The organism is Pseudoclavibacter sp. RFBJ3 (assembly GCF_002931375.1).
In the GTDB taxonomy this organism is placed as follows: domain Bacteria; phylum Actinomycetota; class Actinomycetes; order Actinomycetales; family Microbacteriaceae; genus Pseudoclavibacter.
In genome coordinates, this window is the sequence record NZ_PSXZ01000013.1 from 221,574 (window position 1) to 240,064 (window position 18,491).

Annotated in this window: 19 protein-coding genes; 9 read left to right on the forward strand and 10 right to left on the reverse strand. The window is 69.0% G+C overall.

Translation table 11 applies throughout. The features are described from left to right. The first annotated feature begins 118 nt into the window (after positions 1 to 118). The 6 genes from C5E07_RS13190 to C5E07_RS13215 all read left to right on the forward strand — a co-directional run bounded on the left by C5E07_RS13190 (position 119) and on the right by C5E07_RS13215 (position 5,118). Positions 119 to 1,060 carry an ABC transporter ATP-binding protein gene (locus tag C5E07_RS13190; RefSeq protein WP_104299765.1) on the forward strand — a complete coding sequence of 314 codons (942 nt, stop codon included), beginning with the start codon at positions 119 to 121 and terminating at the stop codon, positions 1,058 to 1,060. After that, complete coding sequence (locus C5E07_RS13195) at positions 1,057 to 1,941, forward strand: ABC transporter permease (RefSeq protein ID WP_104299767.1); 885 nt, start codon at positions 1,057 to 1,059, stop codon at positions 1,939 to 1,941. Before C5E07_RS13190 ends, C5E07_RS13195 begins: the two co-directional genes overlap by 4 nt. A 53-nt stretch (positions 1,942 to 1,994) precedes the next feature. After that, positions 1,995 to 3,233: a sensor histidine kinase gene (locus C5E07_RS13200; protein WP_104299769.1), complete on the forward strand. Its 1,239-nt coding sequence runs from the start codon at positions 1,995 to 1,997 to the stop codon at positions 3,231 to 3,233. Beyond that, entirely contained in the window at positions 3,230 to 3,913 is a 684-nt protein-coding gene (locus C5E07_RS13205) for a response regulator transcription factor (RefSeq protein WP_104299771.1), read from the forward strand. Before C5E07_RS13200 ends, C5E07_RS13205 begins: the two co-directional genes overlap by 4 nt. Before the next feature lie 115 nt (positions 3,914 to 4,028). After that, positions 4,029 to 4,475 (forward strand): hypothetical protein, encoded by a 447-nt coding sequence (locus tag C5E07_RS13210; RefSeq protein WP_104299774.1) that lies wholly within the window; start codon positions 4,029 to 4,031, stop codon positions 4,473 to 4,475. A 361-nt stretch (positions 4,476 to 4,836) separates the two neighbouring features. Further along, positions 4,837 to 5,118, forward strand: a complete 282-nt coding sequence (locus tag C5E07_RS13215) for a hypothetical protein (protein ID WP_104243268.1) — start codon at positions 4,837 to 4,839, stop codon at positions 5,116 to 5,118. Positions 5,119 to 5,221: 103 nt separating this feature from the next. Here the strand turns inward: C5E07_RS13215 and C5E07_RS13220 are convergent, their stop codons facing one another. The 4 genes from C5E07_RS13220 to C5E07_RS13235 all read right to left on the reverse strand — a co-directional run bounded on the left by C5E07_RS13220 (position 5,222) and on the right by C5E07_RS13235 (position 8,189). Next, a complete protein-coding gene (locus C5E07_RS13220) occupies positions 5,222 to 6,277 on the reverse strand; it encodes a UDP-N-acetylmuramate dehydrogenase (protein ID WP_104299776.1) in 1,056 nt (351 codons plus the stop codon). Beyond that, the gene (locus C5E07_RS13225) at positions 6,274 to 6,765 is read right to left on the reverse strand and encodes a MaoC/PaaZ C-terminal domain-containing protein (protein WP_104299778.1); all 492 of its coding nucleotides are present in this window, start codon (positions 6,763 to 6,765) and stop codon (positions 6,274 to 6,276) included. Before C5E07_RS13225 ends, C5E07_RS13220 begins: the two co-directional genes overlap by 4 nt. A gap of 4 nt (positions 6,766 to 6,769) precedes the next feature. Then, a complete protein-coding gene (locus tag C5E07_RS13230; protein WP_104243274.1) occupies positions 6,770 to 7,228 on the reverse strand; it encodes a MaoC family dehydratase N-terminal domain-containing protein in 459 nt (152 codons plus the stop codon). Between the two features lie 70 nt (positions 7,229 to 7,298). Further along, the gene (locus C5E07_RS13235) at positions 7,299 to 8,189 is read right to left on the reverse strand and encodes a class II glutamine amidotransferase (RefSeq protein ID WP_181058035.1); all 891 of its coding nucleotides are present in this window, start codon (positions 8,187 to 8,189) and stop codon (positions 7,299 to 7,301) included. A gap of 299 nt (positions 8,190 to 8,488) precedes the next feature. Between C5E07_RS13235 and C5E07_RS13240 the strand changes: the two genes are divergently transcribed. Together C5E07_RS13240 and C5E07_RS13245 are read left to right on the forward strand one after the other, a co-directional pair. Further along, positions 8,489 to 9,412, forward strand: coding sequence for an ABC transporter ATP-binding protein (locus tag C5E07_RS13240; RefSeq protein WP_104243278.1), 924 nt, complete (start codon positions 8,489 to 8,491; stop codon positions 9,410 to 9,412). Then, positions 9,409 to 10,476: an ABC transporter permease gene (locus tag C5E07_RS13245; RefSeq protein WP_104299782.1), complete on the forward strand. Its 1,068-nt coding sequence runs from the start codon at positions 9,409 to 9,411 to the stop codon at positions 10,474 to 10,476. The genes C5E07_RS13240 and C5E07_RS13245 overlap by 4 nt, the downstream gene beginning before the upstream one ends. A 24-nt stretch (positions 10,477 to 10,500) precedes the next feature. Here C5E07_RS13245 and C5E07_RS13250 read toward each other — a convergent pair whose 3' ends face one another. Together C5E07_RS13250 and C5E07_RS13255 are read right to left on the reverse strand one after the other, a co-directional pair. After that, complete coding sequence (locus C5E07_RS13250; RefSeq protein WP_146080597.1) at positions 10,501 to 12,738, reverse strand: chorismate-binding protein; 2,238 nt, start codon at positions 12,736 to 12,738, stop codon at positions 10,501 to 10,503. After that, complete coding sequence (locus tag C5E07_RS13255; protein WP_104299786.1) at positions 12,735 to 13,583, reverse strand: aminotransferase class IV; 849 nt, start codon at positions 13,581 to 13,583, stop codon at positions 12,735 to 12,737. Before C5E07_RS13255 ends, C5E07_RS13250 begins: the two co-directional genes overlap by 4 nt. A gap of 90 nt (positions 13,584 to 13,673) precedes the next feature. Here C5E07_RS13255 and C5E07_RS13260 point away from each other — a divergent pair, with 90 nt between their 5' ends. Next, positions 13,674 to 14,117 carry a low molecular weight phosphatase family protein gene (locus tag C5E07_RS13260; RefSeq protein WP_258063945.1) on the forward strand — a complete coding sequence of 148 codons (444 nt, stop codon included), beginning with the start codon at positions 13,674 to 13,676 and terminating at the stop codon, positions 14,115 to 14,117. Between the two features lie 63 nt (positions 14,118 to 14,180). On the opposite strand, the gene C5E07_RS13265 is transcribed toward C5E07_RS13260, so the two are convergent. The 4 genes from C5E07_RS13265 to C5E07_RS13280 are packed head-to-tail and all read right to left on the reverse strand — an operon-like array spanning position 14,181 to position 18,440. Continuing rightward, complete coding sequence (locus tag C5E07_RS13265; protein ID WP_104299788.1) at positions 14,181 to 15,620, reverse strand: glycoside hydrolase family 32 protein; 1,440 nt, start codon at positions 15,618 to 15,620, stop codon at positions 14,181 to 14,183. Next, positions 15,620 to 16,639, reverse strand: coding sequence for a LacI family DNA-binding transcriptional regulator (locus tag C5E07_RS13270; RefSeq protein ID WP_104299790.1), 1,020 nt, complete (start codon positions 16,637 to 16,639; stop codon positions 15,620 to 15,622). The genes C5E07_RS13265 and C5E07_RS13270 overlap by 1 nt, the downstream gene beginning before the upstream one ends. Beyond that, positions 16,636 to 17,562, reverse strand: a complete 927-nt coding sequence (locus C5E07_RS13275; protein WP_104299792.1) for a carbohydrate ABC transporter permease — start codon at positions 17,560 to 17,562, stop codon at positions 16,636 to 16,638. The genes C5E07_RS13270 and C5E07_RS13275 overlap by 4 nt, the downstream gene beginning before the upstream one ends. Beyond that, on the reverse strand, positions 17,559 to 18,440 hold the full coding sequence (locus tag C5E07_RS13280) for a carbohydrate ABC transporter permease (RefSeq protein ID WP_104243292.1): 882 nt from the start codon (positions 18,438 to 18,440) through the stop codon (positions 17,559 to 17,561). The genes C5E07_RS13275 and C5E07_RS13280 overlap by 4 nt, the downstream gene beginning before the upstream one ends. Between the last annotated feature and the right edge of the window lie 51 nt (positions 18,441 to 18,491).

The following is an 18,491-nucleotide window of genomic DNA, read 5'->3' on the forward strand; positions in this document are numbered from 1 at the left end:
GGGGATATTGCACGGAAGCTGGTCAGCGGCGGCGCGGCCCGCACCTCCCCCGAACGGTGGATGCGTATCCGCCGGTCGGGCCCTGTCGCGTCCGCCCCGTTCGGCGTTTGATTGCACCATGAGCACACAAGCAGCCATCGAGGTCACCGACCTCGTCAAGCGCTACGGCGACCGCGACGTCGTCGACGGCCTCTCCTTCGAGGTCCGACACGGCGAGACCTTCGCCTTCCTCGGCCCCAACGGCGCTGGCAAGAGCACCACGATCGAGATCCTCGAGGGCTTCCGCGCGGCGACCTCCGGTACCGCGCGCGTGCTCGAGCAGGACCCGGCCCGCGGCAACGCCGAGTGGCGAGGCCGAATCGGCGTCGTCAGCCAGTCGAGCGCCGACATCGAGCGCTACTCGGCCCGCGAGGTGCTTCGCCACTTCGCAAGCCTCTACCGAAACCCTCGCGCCGTGGACGACACCATCGAGCGGTGCGGCATCGCCCCATTCGCGTCGCAGCGAGTCGGTCGCCTCTCCGGTGGCCAGAAACGGCGAGTGGATGTCGCGCTCGGCATCATCGGCAACCCGGAGGTGCTGTTCCTCGACGAGCCGACAACCGGGTTCGATCCCAACGCGCGCCGCGAGTTCTGGGGCCTTATCCAGCAGCTCAAGGGCGAGGGCATGACCATGGTGCTCACGACGCACTATCTCGACGAGGCGGAGCAGCTCAGCGACCGTGCCGGGATCATCGCCGCCGGGAAGCTCATCGAGATCGGCGACATCGCGACGATCGGCGGGCCGAAATCGCGCACGCCGCGGGTTCGCTGGCAGGAGCAGGACGGCAGGTGGCGCGAGGAGACGACGGACGCGCCCGCACAGCTCGTCGGCGCGCTCGTCGAGCGCCTCGGCCCGGAACCCGCCGGGCTCACCGTGACCCGCCCGTCCCTGGAGGACGTCTACCTGGAGATCATCGGCGAGCACCCGGCCGCCTCCCCCGCGACTGCCTCACCCGCCGCGGGACTCGCGGCGACCGACGATGCAGCACGCGCTGCCGCACCCGCAGGAGGAACACGATGAGCCAGACCGCGGTCTCGGGCGACGCGAAGTCGCAGCCGAGCATCCAATCGCCCACACGCACTCCGTCGCAGCCCAGGTCCACGATCGGCAACGGTCTTCGGCGCATCGCCTTCGAGCTGCGCGGCTACTTCCGGCAGACCGACCAGGTGTTCTTCGTCTTCCTGTTCCCGCTCGTCATGTTCGCGCTCTTCGCCTCGATCTTCAGCGGCGAGACGGTCGTCGACGACCCACGCTTCGCCGACGTGACGATGTCGCAGTACTACCTGACCGGGATGCTCGCGATGGCGATCCTCCTCTCCGGCATGCAGTTCCTCGGCATCGACATCGCCACGGAGAAGCACGAGGGCGGCCTCGCCCGACTCGGCGCGACACCGCTCAGCCCGGTGTCGTTCTTCATCGGGAAGATCGGGCTCGTCCTCATCACGTGCACGCTGCAGCTGGCGATGCTGATGGGGCTCGCGGTCATCGCCTTCGACATCTCGCTGCCGGAAGATGGCGAGCTGTGGGCGCGCTTCGCCTGGCTCGCTGCCCTCGGCATCCTCTGCTTCGCCTCCCTCGGAATCGCGATCTCGGCGCTCCCGCGCTCTGCACGGTCCGCATCCGCCATCGTGCTGCCGCTTGTGCTCGTGCCGCAGTTCCTCTCGGGCATCTACGTGCAGTTCTCGGTCCTGCCCGAGTGGATGCAGCAGGTGTCGAACCTCTTCCCCCTCGCCGGTCTCGTGCGCGGGATGCGCAGCGTGTTCCTGCCAGATGCCTTCGCGGCTGCCGAGGTCGGAGGCACGTGGGGACTGGGGGCCGCGGCGATCACGCTCGGGGTCTGGACCGTCATCGGGCTCGTCGCGAGCCTGCTCACCTTCCGCTGGAGTCGAGGGCGGAGTTGACGCCCCTGACCCGACCGTGCAGCAATGTCGGTGGGGTGCGGGAGGATGAGCGCATGGTCGACTTCTGGTTTCGGGACGGGCGCTGGTGGCACCTGCTGATCGTGGGCACGGCGCTCGCGAACACCGTCGTCGCGGGCTCGGTGGCGGCCTTCGCGGCCACCGAGTCCGAACGCTCCGAGGCGCTCGTGGCGACGGGGGCGCTCCTGCTCATCCCCGTCGTGTGGCTCGCTTTCGGCGTCAGGTCGCTCACCGACCCGCGCCGCGGCGCGGCGCTGATCCTGCTCGTCACGCTGCTCGTGACGGTCTCGATGGTGCTCGTGCCCTGGACGGGCTTCGTGCAGACCCTCATCTATCCGCTCGTCTGGCTGGTGTGCGTGAGCGCGAGACGGAGCATCCTCGTCTCGATCGGCATCGCGTTCGGCATCGGCGCGGTGTCGGCGCTGTACAACGGGGTCGAGGAGATCCCGGACATCCTGCCGGGCCAGCTCTTCAGCGTCGCGGCGACCTGCGGCATCGGGCTGTCGATCAGCTACGCCTGGCGAGTGGCCGACGAGCGACGTGAGCTGCTCGAGCAGCTCACGGCCTCCCAGGAGCACGTGCAGGAGCTCTCTCGGCTGAGCGGCGCCTCCGTCGAGCGGGAGCGCATCTCCCGCGACCTGCACGACACGCTGGCTCAGACGTTGGCCGGCCTCGCGATGCTGGCTGACCGCAGCGCGAAGGAGATCGGGCGGATGCGCGACGACGAGAGCTCCGCGGGGGCTCACCTGCGCGAGGAGCTCTCCGCGCAGGAGGAACGGGCCGACCTCATCGCGTCGCTCGCCCGCGACGCTCTCGCCGAGGCGCGGGGCCTCATCGCCGAGAACGCGCCGGTGCGGTCGACCGACCCCGCGGAAGCGACCTTCGCAGATGCCCTGAGGCGCCTCGTCGATCGGTTCCGCGGCGAGACGGGCGTGCTCGCCGAGGCGCGAATCGAGCTGGAGGCCGGCGCGCTGGAGCGGGAGAGCGAAGTGGTCCTGCTGCGATGCGCGCAGGAGGCCCTGTCGAATGCGAGGCGGCACGCTCATGCCACGAGCGTGCAGCTCTCAGTGGAGCACGGGGCCGCGAACGTCGTGCTGAACGTCACCGACGACGGCCGAGGATTCGAGCTGGAGGCGGAGCCGAGCGGATTCGGGTTGGACAGCCTCCGCGACCGCGCCAACGCGATCGGGGGTGGCGTGGACATCGCCAGCGCACCAGGGCGTGGCACGATCGTGACCGTGACGATTCCGGCGAAAGCGAGTGCCGAGCGATGATCCGCATCCTGGTCGCCGACGACCACCCCATCGTGCGCGCCGGACTCGTGGGCATCTTCGAGGACGAGCCCGACATCGAGGTCGTCGCTGAAGCCGCCAACGGGGCCGACGCGGTTGCTCGCGCGGCCTCGACGACGCCCGCCGTCGTCGTCATGGACCTGCGCATGCCGGGCACCGACGGTGTGAGCGCGACGAGGCAGATCCTGGCGGCGCTCCCCGAGACACGCATCCTCGTCGTCACGACCTACGACAGCGACGACGCGATCATCGGTGCCATCGAGGCCGGGGCAAGCGGCTACCTGCTCAAGACGGCCAGCGGGGCAGAGCTCGTGGAGGCCGTTCGCCGTGTGGCCGCGGGCGAGCTGGCCCTCGCACCATCGGTGACCGCGAAGCTCGTAGCCCAGACGCGAGCTGCCGGGGCAGCGGCATCCGCCGGTTCCAGCACCGCGCATCCGCCTGCCGGTTCGCCCGGTTCAGCCCCCGCGCTCAGCGAACGCGAGCTGCAGGTGCTGCAGCTCGTCGCCGACGGCATGTCCAACCCTGAGATCGCCGTGCGCCTCCATATCGGTGAGGCGACCGTGAAGACGCACCTCGGCAAGGTCTTCGCGAAGCTCGAGGTCAACTCCAGGGTGCGCGCCGTGACGAGGGGCCTCGATCTCGGCCTGCTCCGCCGGAGCTAGGGCGTCGGCGGACCCAGCGGCCCGCATGGGACCAAGGCGCATGAGCGCGAAAGCGTACCTCCCTGCTGCGGATCCAGGCCAGGGGTCTCTCCGCCCGAAGTCGTAGGCTTGATGCATGAAGTCTGCACGCGTCGCCCTGCTTGCACTCCCCACGATCGCGGTCACCGCGCTCGGTTTGAGCGGATGCGCTCCCGCAGCCACGCCGACGAGCGTCGCGAGCGACAACTACGGCGGCCTGCCGAAGGGATTCGGCGAAGATGTCGGAGCCGGCGACATGGAAGGACCGCTCGTCATGTGGCTCGACGAGGGCTCCTCGATCTCCGTCACGACGTGGGGCAGCTCGGGATGCCCGGCGATCCTCACCGAAGTCAACGCGGTGGACGCGCAGACCCTCGACCTGCAGTACCTCGAGGCCACGGCCTACCCCGACCAGGCGTGCACAGCGGACTATGCCCCGCACACGAGCGAGATCGACCTCCCCGACGACGCCACGGGCACGCCGCTGACGGTCACGGTGAGCTTCGACGGCGAGGAGCCCCGCGCCTCCGTCGTCCTCGACTGACCCGAGCATCCGGGGGCTGAGCGCCATCTACCAGAGTGCCCTGCCCCGCCCTGCCAAAAGGTTGACGGGTATTCGCAGACTCGATAGGGTCGCAGCACGCGCCCAGACAGAGAGGAGTCCCGATAATGCGTACGTTCACATTTTGCATTCAGCAGTCGGCGACTCGTTCCCTGGGCGCCCACATCTCCTGAGCTCCGTGTCGTGGGTGAAGTCTGCCCCCACGCCCGACGGATACGCAGCGGCATAGCAGCCGCCGCATTCGTCGACTGCACGGCAGTCACGTCTCTCGCGCCGCGTTAACGCGGCCCCGCTCGAGTGAGCGCCTTCTTCTTGCATGCCTTCTGCCGGAGAGACCACTCTCATGAATCACGTCCTGACCACCGTCCACACCTCAAACCCGAGCACCGTGCACGTCACGATCACGCCCACATCCGCGTCCACGCCCACCTCCGCGGTGCAGCCTTCGCTGCTCCACCGCATCGAGCTGCGCGTCGCACTGTGGCTGCTCATGCGCAGCGCGCGGCGTCAAGAACCCGAACTGGACCACGCCGAGCAGCATCGTCGGCGCCGCAACAGTTCGGAGCGCGCCCGCCGCGAGCAGGACGCACTCCGCGCCTGGTGCGCGCAGTGCATGCACCACTGACACGCGTCCCGAGCGGACGCTGGGTGCACCGAGAGGGAAGCCCCGAAGCGCGTGCAGCGCTTCGGGGCTTCCGGCTCACCCGGCTGGTCTCGCCCGGCTGTGCCTAGATCGTCAGCTCGACGAGGACAGGCTCGTTGACGAGCCGCACGCCGTATTCCGCTTCGACGCGCGCACGGACGAAGCGGGCGAGCTCCACGATCTGCTCGGCAGTCGCACCGCCGCGGTTCGTGATCGCGAGCGTGTGCTTCGATGAGATGGCGGCGTTCGAGCCCGGCAGCGAGAAGCCCTTCTGCACACCGGCGTGGTCGATGAGCCACGCAGCGCTGAGCTTCACGAGCGGGGAGCCGTCTTCGTCCTTGCCCGCGTCGAACTTCGGCATCTCGGGCAGCTCGCTCGCGAACGAGGAGCGGACGATCGGGTTCATGAAGAAGGAACCGGACGAGACGGAGTCGCGGTCGTGCGCATCCAGCACCATGCCCTTCGAGGCGCGCAGGCGGATGACGGCGTCGCGGACGACGTGCACGGGCATCCGCTCGCCGAGGGGCACGTCGAGCGCGCGCGCGAGCTGGTCGTACCGGACCGGTTCGCTCTGGCCCTCCGGCATCTCGACGAGGTCGAGTTCGACGCGAGTCACGACGCCTCGCAACTCGCCGCGCTTGATCGCGGAGGTGCGGTAGCCGAGACCGAGATCGGCGGCGTCGATCCAGCGCACTGTATCGGCATCGACGTCGTAGAACTCGATGCGGGCGAGCACATCGGAGAGCTCCTGCCCGTACGCCCCGATGTTCTGCACGGGGGTCGCGCCGACGGAGCCGGGAATGCCGGCGAGCGCCTCGATGCCGCTCCAGTTGCGAGCGACGGCGTAGTCGACGAGGGCGCTCCACGACTCACCGGCGTCGATGCGCACGCGAGCCTGGCCCACCTTGTCGACGGGTCCGTCGAGCTGGTGGATGCCCTTCGTCACGACGAGCAGCACGGGTTCGTCGATGCGGTCGTCGGTGGCGATCGTGTTGGAACCACCGCCGAGGATCAGCGGCTGCTCGTGGTTCGCGAACAGCTCCTCGGCCGCGGCGATCAGCTCAGGGCGCGTCGCGGGGGCGACGAGCTGCGTCGCCTCCCCACCGACCTGCGTGGTCGTGAGCTCGGAGAGCCTCGTCACGCGGTGGCCTCCGCGGGCAGCACGGCGGGAACCTCGCCGCGGAAGTCGGCGCGCACCTGCGACTTCGCGAGCACCGTCTGCCCGCCGAAGGACACGACGAGGTCGATGCGACCCACGCCGTCCTCGCCGGCGAGCTGACCGATCTTCGCGACGATCGACACCTCAGCGCCGGCCTGCGGGTCGACGACGACGGGCCGCGTGAAGCGCACCTGGTAGTCGACGACGCGGCCAGGGTCGCCGAGGGCGTCGACGACGGGCTGCAACGCGACCCCCATCGTGAGCATCCCGTGCGCGAGCACACCGGGCAGCCCGACCGCTTCGGCGACGTCGTCACGGTAGTGGATGGGGTTGAAGTCGCCAGATGCGCCCGCGTAGCGCACGAGGATGTCGCGGGTGAGCGTGACGGAGCGCTCCGCGATGACGGTTCCGGCTTCGAGGCTCGTGAAGTCGGGGCGCGGAAGCTGCGCGACGGAGATCGTGTCAGTCATGCGGTCACTCGCTCTCGGTGGGCGTTGCGCGGACGACGAGGGTTGCCGATGCGGTGACGACCTGCTCGCCAGCCGCATCCGTCAGCACCGTCTGAGCGCTGATCATGGAGTTGCCGCCGAGCGACTTGACGCTCTTCACCTCGAGAGCGGCGCGCAGCTCGTCGCCAGCGACGATCGGGCGCTCGTAGGTGAAGCGCTCGTCGCCGTGCACGATGTGCGACAGCTCGATCTGCGCCTCGGGGTCGGAGAGCAGGAGCTGCAGCCCCGCATCCTGCAGCACGGCAGGGAACGTGGCGGGTGCGACGAGGTCGGCGTACCCGGCAGCGCGGGCTGCGTCGACGTCGAAGTGCGTCGGGTGCGAGGCCAGCACGGCCTTCGCGAACGAGCGGATGTGCTCTCGGCCCACGAGGTACGGCTCGGGGAGCTCGTACCGGCGGCCGGCAAGTTCAGGGTTCACAGACACGCCAGCCAGTGTACGCGCGGGGAGACCCACGCCCCAGAGAGGCGGCCAGCGGAGGCGGTGCGTCGCGGGCCTAGACGGCGACGAGACGCGGGGGTGTGGGAGCGGCGACGCCAGCTGCACGGCCCGCTGCTCCGCGTGCTTCCGCGGCGCTCGAGAAGAGCGCGCGCTGCGTGAAGTCGAGCGACGCGAGGTCGATGCGGGAGATCGTGTCCTCGGGCACCGAGGTCCAGCCGGCCGTGTCGATGCCGGTCGACGAGAAGACGGTGGTTCCGTCGGCGGCGCGGAGCATGCTCAACCGGTAGTACTCGTCGGTGTGCCCGTTGGGGAGGGTGGATGCGTCGATGCCGTAGCGCGCGAACGTCGCTTCCGTGACGTGTGCCGTGCTCGAGGCGTGGACGACCACGAGCTCGTCTGCGGAGAGGATGGTCGCGTTGAGGCTCGACTCGGGGAACTCGTCGCGCAGCACGCGGACGGCGGCGGTGGCCGCCTCCTCGAGGGAGAGGCCGTCGCGCACGTTCTGCCGGACGAGGCCGAAGTACAGCTCGCTGTCGGTGTCGCCGGCCACCGTGGCGCGGATCTCGGGGCGGAGCAGGTCGTCGAAGCGCCAGGTGGGGACGATCGAGCCGTTGTGCGCGAAGGCGAGGCCCTCGGCGACGAACGGGTGCGTGTTCACCTTGGTCCGCTTGAAGTCGTCGGTCGCGAGGCGCAGGTGCACGATCCGGGCGTTGGAGGGGGCGTCCGAGAGGAGCGTCGACAGCAGCGGGTCGTTCTGGCCGGGCGTGGAGATGCGCAGGGATTCGATCTCGCGCTGCGTCTCGCCGAAGCCGGCGGCGAGCCAGGCGGTGCCCCAGCCGTCGTTGTGCACGCTGGTCATGCGCTGGAAGGCGTCGCTGTTCATGTCTCCGATCACCTTCGTGACGGTGGTGTCACGTGGGGCTGCGTAAGCGAGCAGACGGCACATGTGCGAACTCCTTCCAGGTTGTCGAGCTTGCTGTCGGGTGTTGTTCGGAGCCGAGCGGCTCACGAGCATCTGACTATCCTGTGACAGCCCTCACGTGCGGTCCACCTTCGCGACGCTGTGTGACGGACGGTTGCGCTGCCCGACGCGGGTGTATCGGCGGCGGCTGTCCGAAATGAGTGCGATCTGCGGCCAGATAGGGCCCGCGACGCCGAAACAGGCTGATCCTGCACTGATGCTGGTCAGCCCGACGCGCGCCGCCTCTCAGCGTGGCGTCGCATCCGCTCGCTACGTTTGGCCGCATGTCAGAACGCGGAATCCTCGTCGAGAACGTCAGGCGCTCCTTCGGCGCAGCGCACGCGGTCCGCGATGTGAGCTTCACGGCGCGCGCTGGAGCGGTCACGGGGCTCGTCGGCCCGAACGGCTCCGGCAAGACGACGCTGCTGCTGATGCTGGCCTCGCTGCTGCGACCGGATGCGGGGACGATCCGCATCAACGGCCTCGACCCGTCGACGGCGACAGCCGAGGTGCGGGCGCAGCTCGGCTGGATGCCGGACGCGCTCGGCGCCTGGCCGTCGCTGTCGGTGCACGACACGCTCGTGACGACGGCCCGCCTCTACGACCTGCCGCGCGCCGCGGCAGATGCCCGCGCCACCGAGCTCCTCGCCCGGGTCGGCCTCAGCGACCTCGCGAAGGTGCAGGCTCGCGTGCTGTCCCGCGGGCAGAAGCAGCTCCTCGGGCTTGCGCGCTCTCTGGTGCACGCCCCGAGCGTGCTGCTCCTCGACGAGCCCGCTTCCGGCCTGGATGCGCGAGCGAGGGTCGGCCTGCGCGAGCACCTGCGGGAGCTTGCGGCGGCCGGTTCCACGATCCTCATCTCGAGCCATGTGCTGTCCGAGCTCGACGAGATCGTCGACGATGCCGTCTTCATCGAGGCGGGCGTGACGGTGCGGGCCGACCGGCTCGCGCAGGCGTCGGCGCGGGAGCGACAGTGGCGGGTGCGCGTGCTGACGGAGGGCGTCGGGCCTGATCAGCTGGCGGCGGTGCTGGGGACCGGAGCTCCGGGCATCCGCGCCGAACGGACCGGGTTCCTCGTCCCGTTTTCCTCTGACGCCGCGGCCGCGGCCGGCCTGCGCGCGATCCTCACCGCCGGCATCGACGTCGCGGAGTTCGCCCCAGCATTGGGCGACATCGAGCACACCTACCTCGACCTCGGAGAGCAGTCATGAGCCCCGTCCGTGTCACGACGCTTGTCACCCTCGAACTGCGCCAGCGCCTCCGCAACGTCGCCTGGTACGTGCTGCTCGGCGTCTTCGCCGTGCTGCTCCTCGGCATGACCGCGCTCTCGCTGGTGGTCTTCGGCGACCTGCAGGAGTCGGGGTCGTGGATGTACTCGATCGTCGTGTACTTCGTGCTGCTGCTCGCTCTGCTGGTCTCGCCGACGCTCAGCGGCAACGCGATCAACGGCGACCGGGACGCGGCGACGCTCGCGCCCATCCAGGTGACGCTCGCGACGACAGCCGAGATCGTGGCGGCGAAGTTCCTGGCCGCCTGGGCGACCGGGCTCGCGTTCCTGGCGGTCGCGGCGCCGTTCCTGATCTTCGCCGGGCTCGTGGGGGCCGTCGCTCCCGTGCAGGTGGTCGTCTCGCTGCTGGTGCTGCTCGTCGAGGTGGGCGTCGTGGCCGCTATCGGCGTCGGCTTCAGCGGCATCCTGGCCAGGCCGCTCTTCTCTGTGGCGGCGAGCTATCTGACGATCGCCGCGCTCACGGTGGGCACGGGCATCGCGTTCGGCCTGGGTGGTGCTGCGGTGACGGCAGAGGTGACGAACACCTCCCGGTACCCCGTCTATGCGGAGTTCGGCGAGGAGCAGCCCTTCGACGAGAACAGCTTCACGTGCGGCGACTGGGAGACGTACACCTACGAGATTCCGCGATACGACCTCGTCTGGGGCGTGCTGGCCGCGAATCCGTTCGCGGTGCTGACGGACGCGACGCCGGTTTCCTTCGGCGCGAGCGATCAGCCAGACGATTTCTTCTCCGGCGCGAAGCTGCTGCTGCGTCAGTCGCAGATTCCCCCGGAGATGGGCGAGCAGCGCTACGACGGCTGCGCTGACCCGACTGGCTCGAACTTCGAGCCCGGCCCGACGTCGCAGGAGGTGCTCGATTCGACGGTCCCCACCTGGTTCGTCGGTCTGGCGCTCCAGCTGGTGCTCGCCGGGGGCCTGCTCTTCGGCGCCTGGGCGCGCACGCGGACACCCGCGAAGCGGCTGCCGCCGGGCACCCGCGTCGCCTGATCGCGCCCGCTCCGCCCGGACGCGTCAGCGCGAGACGGCGCGCGTGAACGCGCGTCGCAGGGCGCTCGCCTTGAGCTCGACCTCGAGGGTCTCGGATTCCGGGTCGCTCGCGAGCACGATCGCGCCTCCCGCGCCGATCGACCAGCCGCGCGCATCCCGGACGGCGGTGCGGATGACGATGCTCAGCTCGGTCGATCCGTCGGCGCCCAGCACGCCGAGCGCACCGGCGTAGACGCCACGGTCGCGGCCTTCGATGTCGCGCAGCAGCTCGACGCTGCGCAGCTTCGGCGCCCCGGTCATGGATCCGCCCGGGAACAGCGCCCGCACGACGTCGAGCGGCGGCACGCCGGGGGCCGAACCGCGAACGGTCGTGACCAGCTGGTGCACGGTCGTATACGACTCGACGGCCATGAGGCTCGGCACGTGCACCGAGCCGGGGGTGCAGACGCGGCCCAGGTCGTTGCGCAGCAAGTCGACGATCATGAGGTTCTCGGCGAAGACCTTCGGGTCGTTGGCCAGGTCTCTGGCCGCGGCGGCGTCGGCGAGGGGGTCTGAGGCGCGAGCCGCGGTGCCCTTGATGGGCTTCGTCTCGTACTCCCCGTCCGGGGTGCCGCGCAGGAGCCGCTCGGGGGACGCGGTCACGACCGCGCCGCCGTCGAACTCGAGCAGTGCGGCGTAGGGCGCCGGGTCGGCGGCGCGCACCTCCAGGAACAGGCTGAGCGGGTCGGGGTCGTCGTGCGGCCGGAACTCGTTGGTCAGGCACAGTTCGTACGAGTCCCCCGCGAGGAGATGCTCGCGGCAGCGTTCGATGTCGGCGGCGTACTGCTCTCTCGACGTATGCCAGGCGCCGGCGGCGAGGGCGTCGGGGCCCAGGGACATCGCCGGGGCGCGTCCCGCGCCGGGGAGAGCCTGCCGCCGCTCGCCGCCTGACGCCTCGAGGGCCTCGCCGACTTCGGCGCTGAAGCGCTCGGCGCCGGCCTCCGCGAGCGCGCCGCTCGACGCGGTCGCGACGACGGTGACTGCGCCAGTTGCGCGGTCGACGAGCACCGCGCGCCGCGGGTCGAGCCACCACGCGTCGGGGAGGGGGGACGCGGTCTCCTCCGCCTCCCGGGGCAGCACGCCGAGCATCCGCACCCCGAGCTCGTACCCGAAGTAGCCGAGCAGCCCGCCGCGAAACGCGAGCCCGTCGCCCCCGACGGCGCGCATGGCATCGAGCTCCCGCTGCACGGTCTCGAAGCTCCCGTCGCCGTCCAAGCGCAGCACCCGGGCGGGCTCGCACGTCTCGCAGCCCGGCTCGGTCTCGTGCGCTGCCTCATCTGAGCCGTCGAGGCGAGCGGCGTGCGCGGGGCAGGTCCCGGTACCGATTGGGGCGTCGTCGGCGAGGATACTGAACCGCGCCTGCCTGCCGGTGTCGTCGGGCACATCCACCCAGACGCTGGCAGAGCCTCGGCGGAGCACCTCGCGGTAGATCACCGCTGCGGCGGCCTCGGCTGCGGCCGTGCCCTCCGGCTGCGGGCCGCGCACCACACGGCTCGCGACGAACAGCTCGCGAGCTGCGGGCCGCGGGAACGCCCCGATCTCCTCGGGGCGACGGCTCGCCTCGCGCTGACCGCGAGCGCGACGAGCGCCGAGAGCCCAGCGAGCGGGCGCGACGAGCCCCGCCGCATCCACGGCGTCGACGAAGTTCGCGACCATCTGCCGGCCATGCTCGCTCGCGATCGACTCCGGGTGGAACTGCACACCCCAGACCGGCCGGCCCTCGACCTCGAGGCCCTGCACGACGCCGTCCTCGCTGCGCGCCGTGACGCGCAGCCCGGACGGCAGGGGCTCGCTGACGACCAGGGAGTGGTACCTCGTGACGAGGGAGCCCTGGGGCACGCCGGCGAACGGGCCAGACCCGTCGTGTGAGAGGGGGCTGCGCCACCCGTGCTTCGCCTCGGGGGCCGGCACGACCTCCCCGCCGTACCGCACGGCGATGCCCTCGTGGCCGAGGCACACCCCGAGAACGGGCAGTCGCTCCTCGGCGAGTGCGGCGTCGAGCACGACGGCCGAGCCCGCGAAGTCGGCCGGTTCGGCAGGATGCCCGGGGCCGGGCGAGATGACGACCCCGGCGACGAGCCCCTCGGAGACCCAGCCGCGGCACGCATCCACCGCCTGCATGTCACCGGCGTCGACGACCCGCACCTCCTGATCGCTGAGCTCCAGGAGCAGCTGGACGAGGTTGTAGGTGTACGAATCGCGGTTGTCGACGACGACGATCACGCCGAGCGCCCATCCTGCCGGGGCACGGCGCTCGTCTCGTGCAGGCGAGGCCGCCACCTGCGCACGCGGGCGACGTCGAGGCCGAGGCGTGTGCCGTCGAGCATGGACACGGGGCTGATGCCGTGGAGCGTGTTGAGGTACCAGAGCTCATCCCAGCCGCGCTCAGCGGATGAGGCGAGCGGGTCGGCGAGCAGCTCCCCCTCGACGCGCGTGACGCCCGCTGTGGCGAGGAGTCTCTCGAGCACGCCGAGGGTCGTCCCCGCCACTCGGCGGCTCGCGGCGGGGACCACGAGGGTCTCGCCGAGCCAGCCGACGACAGTGCCGTAGGCGGCCTCGGTGATCGCGCCGCGTTCGTCGACGAGCAGGGCATCGGCCGCACCCTCCTCGTGCACGCTCGCCCTGAGCTCTGCGAGGGACGGGAAGTCGGGGCCCTTGAGCGTCGGCCAGCGCCGCTCGTCGAGGCGGGTGCTGAGCTTCGTGAGGGGCCGCGCCTCCGGAGCCGGCCGCAGGGTGAGCTCGACGAGCAGGCGGCCGTCGTCGAGGCGGGCGGAGAGTCGCGGGAACCAGGCGTCGGTGAGGGGCGTGCTCTCGAAGACGTCGCCCCAGATTCGAGGCCAGTCAGCCTCGACCGGGGTGAGTCCAGCGGGGCTGCCAGCCCAGAGCGGGGGACGCTCTGCTGCCGCCTCCCCGAAGAGCTCGGCGACGGAGCGCTCGAAACGCTGCCGGTGCGCGGCGGCGGCGATGACGCGCCCCGACTCGACCCGCCACGACTCGACGACGCACACCGCCGCGCTCGTGTCTCCCGCGGGACCTTCGTCGCGTCCCGCTGCACCGTGATCCTGCATCGCCCCATTCTGCCTCAAGGGACGAGCGGGGTGAGCGGGGCGCCCGTGGCCCTCGGACGGCGTTCATCCGTATCGTCGACGATGAGCTGCATGGCCACCCTCGACGAACGGATCAGCATGAACCCCACTCCCACGAGCGTCGTCTTCGTCTGCAAGAAGAACGGCGGCAAGTCGCAGCTCGCGGCTGCCCTCCTGCGGGCGATCGCCGACGAGACGGTCGAGGTCTCCTCGGCCGGCACCTCCCCAGGCGGGGCGCTCAACGTCGAGTCGGTCGAGTCGCTTGCCGAGCTCGGGATCGACGTCGGCGACGAGCATCCGAAGCCGCTCACGCCGGTGATGCTCGCCGGCGCCGACCTCGTGGTGATCCTCGGCGACGAGGCGCAGCTGCCCGAGGACACGAGCGTGCCGGTCGAGCGGTGGATCACCGACGAGCCATCCACGCGCGGGATCGTCGGCATGGAGCGGATGCGCCTCGTGCGAGACGACATCCGCGCCCGCGTCGCGGAGCTGCACGAGCGGCTCCGCGACGCCTGAGGGGGCGCACCATCCCGGCCCGGAGACGGGACTACGCCGCCCAACATCGGGATTCCGGGTTCCTCAGCCCTGGCCCGCACCCTCGAGCTCGCCAACGGCCACGGTGACAAGCGCAGCTTGCCCTGTCGTGAGCGAGGCGCTCACCGGACCCCCTCCGAGGAGAACGAGGTGCGATGCCACGTGCTGCCCATCGTTCGCGAACACCTCGAGAAGCGGCCCGTCGAGACAGATGAGGAGGCGCAGAGGCGCCGAGGCATCAAGGGGCATGCAGATCGAGGACGGGAAGTCCGGATGCACAGCCTCTGACGATCGCCCACCTCGAGCGATGATGAGCTCACCCGAGTCGACATCGTGCGCCATCTCGACGAAGTCATCCTCTCCTTGCAGCACAAGCTTCGCGTTGCCGGTACGACACGGTTCCCAAGCGAGGTCGATCACTGAGTGGGCGCCCATAGTCCACGAAGTGCTCTTAGCGGGGGCAAGCCCACTGACCTGGTCCGACCGCAACAGCGCCTCATCAAGCCCCAGCGGGCGCTGGACCAGCTGCGCATGTCCGCGCAGTTCGCGAAGCGAAAGCTCTCGAGGCAACGACATGGCTCCTCGCCAAGGCGCTGACGGGAACTGATCGGCGTATCGCCAGTTGCTCATCCAACCGAGCATGATCGGCCCGTCGCTCGGCGCATCGGCGAAGGTGACGCCGGCATAGAAATCGCGCCCGTGGTCGAGGCGGCGGAGCCCTGGGGCCTCCGCCGTGAACGTGTGCCCGTCGAAGTCACCGACGACGTAGCTCATCGACGACCCATCCCTGTCGGGCTGGTCACCGACGGGGTTGGTGCTCAGGGTCAGCACCCAGCGAGCACGTTCCGGGTCGCCGTCGAGCGGAAGCTGAACAAGATCCGGACACTCCCACACCACGCCGGTCGGCCCGATAGGCCCGAACGAACTCAGGTAGTCCCAGGTCTCCAGGTCGTCGGAGCCGTAGAACAGCACCTGCCGGTCCTCTGCTTCGACGGCGAGGAGCACCCATCGTCTTCGACCTTCGGCATCGGCGTACCTGATGACCTTCGGATCCCGGAAGTTCGATGTGCCTCGATCGAGAATCGGGTTCTGCGGATTCTGCGTCCACGTCAACCCTCCGTCTGTGCTCGTGGCCTCGGACTGGGCTTGCTTGCCGTTGGAGTAGGCGCTCGTGTAGATCGCTCGCAGTCGGTTGCCATCGCTGGTGGGGTCGCGCACGATCGACCCTGAGTAGATCTGCTCGGTTGGGCTGTGACGAAGGGCAAGAGGATGCTCGGTCCAGGAGAGCAGATCGCTGCTGCTGGCGTGGCCCCAGCTCATGTTTCCCCAGTCGTTGCCTTCCGGGTTGCACTGGAAGTACACGTGCCAGAGGCCACCGTGGTGGATGAGTCCATTCGGGTCGTTCATCCAGTGACGCTCAGGGGCGAAGTGGACGATCGGGCGCGGCACGGTGGGGTCTGCTGCACGGCGAGAGCTGCCAGCCATCAGACGGAGCTCCGCGCGATCGGTGGGCAGTCGATGAGCTGCGGAGAATCCGGAGTGGAGCTCTCGAGTCCGAGCAGCAGCCGAACGCCTTGCGCTCCAAGCTCGTAGTGCGGGAGCGCAACCGTCGAGAGGGGCGGCCTGAGGTGGGCAGCGATCACGTCCTGATTGTCGAAGCCCATGACGGCGATGTCCTCGGGGATGCGCAGGCCACGTTCGCGGAGTCCGTCGTAGAGGCCCATCGCGACGCGGTCGTTGTGGCAGAACACTCCGGTGGCACCGGTTCTCAGCACGCCATCGGTACTCGCATAACCACCTTCCTGCTGCGGTGACGCGGGAAAGACCAGCGAGTCGTCGAATGGCACCCCGGAAGCCTCGAGCGCTGCCCGGTACCCCGCGAGGCGACCGGACTGGGCGGGCGATTCGGTCGTCGTGTTGATGAACGCGATGCGTTGATGCCCTGCTGCCAGCAGCGCTGCAGTTGCGGCTCGTCCGCCCTGGTACTCGTCGGGAACGACCGCGGGGTAGCCGCCATCGAGGGCGTAGCAGTTCACCAGCACGGTCTCGGTCTTCTCGAGGCCCTCCGGGGGCGTGATTCCTCGGTGATACCAGGTGGAGTAGAGGATGCCGTGCACCTGATGCTCCAGCATCATGGCGATCGCCTCACTCTCCGCCGCCGCGTTGCTCTCCGTGTTGGCGACGAGCAGGATGTAGCCGTGTTTCCATGCTTCGTCCTGGGCTCCGTGGATGATCTGGCCGGCGAACGGGGTCGTCGCGATGGCATCGGCGACCAGCCCGATGAAGCGAGATGTCCCCCGTGAGAGGGTTTTGGCCAGTGCATTCGGACGGTATCCGAGTTCAGCGACAACGTGCTGCACTCGGCGGCGCGCATCCTCGCCGATGCGCGCGCCCTTCTTGTTGTTGACGACATGGGAGACCGTGGCGACGGACACTCCCGCCGCCTTGGCTACCTCGCGCATGGTCACGGGGGGCCCGTTCTTTGGGTGCTCGGACGAGTTCATCCCTTGGTCGCTCCACTCTCGAGGCCGCTGATCATTGCCTTGTTCAGCACAAGGAAGACGAGAAGCAGTGGCGTCACGGTGACGCAGACGGCAGCGAACGTTGCCGTCCAGTCGGTGTTGCCCATCGCGCCAATATAGTTCTGCAGTCCGAGTGGGATCGTCTTGAGCCCATCCGACAGCACGAAGGTGTTCGCGAAGATGAAGTCGTTCCAGATGAAGATGCTGTTCACGAGGACAACCGTGATGATCGTGTTCACGGAAAGCGGGAACGTGATCTGGGTGAAGATACGGTACGGTCCAGCCCCGTCGAGGGATGCGGCCTCGTACATCTCGCGTGGAATGTACTCGTAGAACGAGGAGAACAGGTAGACCGCCATCGGCATCGCGAAAGCGGCGAGAGGGATGATCATCGACAGGTGCGTGTCGAGCAGCCCGATCTGCGAGTAGTCGATGAACAGCGGCACAAGCGCAATCTGCACGGGCACGATGATGCCCAGCAGGAAGAGCCCTCGAACAAGTCCGCTGAGTCGGAACCCGAGCACCTGGAGAGCGAACGCAGCCATCATTCCCGCGATCACGATGAGCGCACTCGAACCGAGCGTGACGATGAAGCTATTCGCGATGTTGAGCCAGAGGTTGCCGGTGGCGAACGCTCGCGAGTAGTTCTCGAGCGTGAACTCCGCCGGAAGCGCGAAGGGATTTCCGCCGGCGAAATCCGCAGCCGTGCGGAAGCTCGTGACGAAGAGCCACGCCAGGGGATACACCTGCGCCAGCACGATAAGCACGACGGTCACGGTGAGGAGCGTTCGCTGGACCCGCACTCGCGGCGGTCGGGGTGAACGCGAGCGACGCGGCCCTGGTATTGGCGCTGGCTGGGGTTCCACTGGCGACGTGGCGGGGGTGAGAACACGTGTCGCGGTCATGAGGCGTCCCTTCTACGGAGAAGCAGGAAGATGAGACCAACAGCGACGAGGCACTCGACAACGATGAACACGGAGATCGCGCTGGCGTAGCCGTAGTCGGTGTGCACGAAAGCTGTCTTGTACATGTAGGTGGTCAGGAGCTCCGACGACTGTCCTGGCCCACCGTTGGTCAGGAGGTACGGGATATCGAAACCACGCAGCGCGAAGGTGGTCGCCATGATCGTGGTTGTGATCCAGACGGGCCGAATGTAGGGGAATCGGATTCGCCAGAAGACCTGCCACCAGGACGCCCCATCGAGACGAGCAGCCTCTTCGAGCTCTTTCGGAACCGCGATGAGGGCTGCATAGATGATGAGCATGTACAGGCCCGTGAACCTCCACCCCTCTGGAATCGAGACCGCAAGAAGCACTGTCTGCACGTTGGAAAGCCAGGCAGTCTGCCATGCCCCGAGACCAAACCATTCGAGGAGCTGGTTGATCAGACCGATTGGCTCCAGCGAGTAGATGCGCTGGAAGAGGAACGCGATCGCCACCGTTGAGATGACGGCAGGCAGGAGGTAGAGCGTCTTCACGAGCTCCCGTGCTCTCGGCATCGCAGTGAGAAGCCCCGCGACCGCGAGTGCGCCGCCGAGCTGCAGCACAAGACAGATGACCAGATACCCGAGGGCGTTCACGAACGACGTCCAGAAGACATCATCGCGCGTGAACATCTTCACGTAGTTGTCGAGACCCACGAAGACCATGTTCGTGATGCCGTCCCAGCGGTAGAAGCTCAGGATCAGTGACTGCACGATCGGCAGCAGGACCGCAGCGCTGTAGAGGAGCAGCGGCGGGAGGAGGAAGACCAGCACCGAGAGACGAGATCGGAGTGGGAGCATCGAGGCGAACGGCTTCTTCTGACGACGCGGGCGAGGACCGTGATTCTCTGC